The 2500-nt window shown below is 54.6% G+C and carries 1 protein-coding gene and 2 rRNA genes (1 of these 3 cut by a window edge); 2 read left to right on the top strand and 1 reads right to left on the bottom strand.

What is annotated here, in order from left to right; genetic code table 11:
• Positions 1 to 2061, top strand: a 23S ribosomal RNA gene (locus tag ABFB10_RS00920); it begins 796 nt to the left of the window's first position.
• A 35-nt stretch (positions 2062 to 2096) separates the two neighbouring features.
• Here the strand turns inward: ABFB10_RS00920 and ABFB10_RS00915 are convergent.
• On the bottom strand, positions 2097 to 2324 hold the full coding sequence (locus ABFB10_RS00915; protein ID WP_347164816.1) for a hypothetical protein: 228 nt from the start codon (positions 2322 to 2324) through the stop codon (positions 2097 to 2099).
• Between ABFB10_RS00915 and rrf the strand changes: the two genes are divergently transcribed.
• Positions 2313 to 2427, top strand: a 5S ribosomal RNA gene (gene rrf / locus ABFB10_RS00910). The two genes, ABFB10_RS00915 and rrf, sit on opposite strands and share 12 nt — an antisense overlap.
• Positions 2428 to 2500 lie beyond the last annotated feature (73 nt).

Genomic DNA, 2500 nt, shown 5'->3' with positions numbered 1-2500 from the left:
GGTGAAAGGCCAATCAAACTCGGAGATAGCTGGTTCTCCGCGAAATCTATTTAGGTAGAGCGTCATCCGAATACCCCGGGGGTAGAGCACTGGATGGGTAATGGGGCCCCACAGGCTTACTGATCCTAACCAAACTCCGAATACCCGGGAGTACTAGATGGCAGACACACTGCGGATGCTAACGTCCGTAGTGGAGAGGGAAACAACCCTGACCTACAGCTAAGGCCCCCAATTCATGGCTAAGTGGGAAAGCAGGTGGGACGACCAAAACAACCAGGAGGTTGGCTTAGAAGCAGCCATCCTTTAAAGATAGCGTAACAGCTCACTGGTCTAATCAAGTTGTCCTGCGGCGAAGATGTAACGGGGCTCAAGCCATGAGCCGAAGCTTAGGATGCCGTAAGGCATGGTAGCGGAGCGTAGTGTGACATAGCACTGATCTTTACTATCGCTTAGGTTGGTTGATCGCGGGAAACCGCGCTCAAGTAGCCGCTAGGCGGTAGCGCAAGATCATGTGCTTTCTGTGAAGCCGGGGCGTGAGCCATCCGGTGGAGAGATCACTAGCGAGAATGATGACATGAGTAGCGACAAAGAGTGTGAGAGACACTCTCGCCGAAAGTCCAAGGGTTCCTGCTTAAAGCTAATCTGAGCAGGGTAAGCCGGCCCCTAAGGCGAGGCCGAAAGGCGTAGTCGATGGGAACCAGGTTAATATTCCTGGGCCGTGTGGTGGTGACGGATCGTGGCGACGCATGTACCTTATCGGATTGGTGCATGTTCAAGACGGTCCCCTGGAAATAGCCCCACTGTAAGACCGTACCCCAAACCGACACAGGTGGACTGGTAGAGAATACCAAGGCGCTTGAGAGAACGATGTTGAAGGAACTCGGCAAAATACCTCCGTAAGTTCGCGAGAAGGAGGCCCGGTACAAGAGTGCCGGGGGCACAAACCAGGGGGTGGCGACTGTTTATTAAAAACACAGGGCTCTGCGAAGTCGCAAGACGACGTATAGGGTCTGACGCCTGCCCGGTGCCTGAAGGTTAAAAGGAGGGGTGCAAGCTCTGAATTGAAGCCCAGGTAAACGGCAGCCGTAACTATAACGGTCCTAAGGTAGCGAAATTCCTTGTCGGGTAAGTTCCGACCTGCACGAATGGCGTAACGACTTCCCCGCTGTCTCCAACATCGACTCAGCGAAATTGAATTGCCTGTCAAGATGCAGGCTTCCCGCGGTTAGACGGAAAGACCCCGTGCACCTTCACTACAGCTTCGCACTGGCATCAGGCACAACATGTGCAGGATAGGTGGTAGACTTTGAAACCGTGACGCCAGTCGCGGTGGAGTCATCCTTGAGATACCACCCTTGTTCTGCTTGATGTCTAACCGCGGTCCGTCATCCGGATCCGGGACCCTGCGTGGTGGGTAGTTTGACTGGGGCGGTCGCCTCCTAAAGCGTAACGGAGGCGCGCGAAGGTTGGCTCAGAGCGGTCGGAAATCGCTCGTTGAGTGCAATGGCAGAAGCCAGCCTGACTGCAAGACTGACAAGTCGAGCAGAGACGAAAGTCGGCCATAGTGATCCGGTGGTCCCAAGTGGGAGGGCCATCGCTCAACGGATAAAAGGTACGCCGGGGATAACAGGCTGATACTGCCCAAGAGTCCATATCGACGGCAGTGTTTGGCACCTCGATGTCGGCTCATCTCATCCTGGGGCTGGAGCAGGTCCCAAGGGTACGGCTGTTCGCCGTTTAAAGAGGTACGTGAGCTGGGTTTAGAACGTCGTGAGACAGTTCGGTCCCTATCTGCCGTGGGTGTAGGATACTTGAGAGGAGTTGCCCCTAGTACGAGAGGACCGGGGTGAACGTTCCACTGGTGGACCAGTTGTCGTGCCAACGGCAGTGCTGGGTAGCTATGAACGGACAGGATAACCGCTGAAGGCATCTAAGCGGGAAGCCCCCTCAAAACAAGGTATCCCTGAGGACCGTGGAAGACCACCACGTCGATAGGCCGGAGATGTAAGTGCAGCAATGCATTCAGTTGACCGGTACTAATGGTCCGATAGGCTTGATTTGATCCAGTAACAGCAAGGTTGGATACGCCTCCGCGCTCAAGTAGCAAAGCGGTAGCGCATCAAACCTGTTACGGAAAACAAGCATACACAGAACGTGTACATGACCTGGACGACGATGTTGATTGTGCTGCGTATCAGCGCCCAGCTTGCTAGGGTGCGGGTTCTCGGGCCGTCTTGCTGTGCAAGATACCCTGTCACCCGCTCACCAAACCAAGCAAAAGCAAAATGCGCAGCATTTTGGTTTTTCCTTGGTTTGGTGGTCATAGCGAGAGCAAAACACCCGGATCCATTCCGAACCCGGTAGTTAAGTGCCTCCGCGCCGATGGTACTGCGTCTCAAGACGTGGGAGAGTAGGTCGCCGCCAAACCTAGTAAAAACCAAAACTCTCTATACAAAAAACACCAGAACGCCCCGACTGATCCCTTCAGCCGGGGCGTTCT

The organism is Ponticoccus litoralis (genome assembly GCF_039769985.1).
GTDB lineage: Bacteria > Pseudomonadota > Alphaproteobacteria > Rhodobacterales > Rhodobacteraceae > Ponticoccus > Ponticoccus litoralis.
This window is presented reverse-complemented; position numbering and strand designations above follow the sequence as displayed.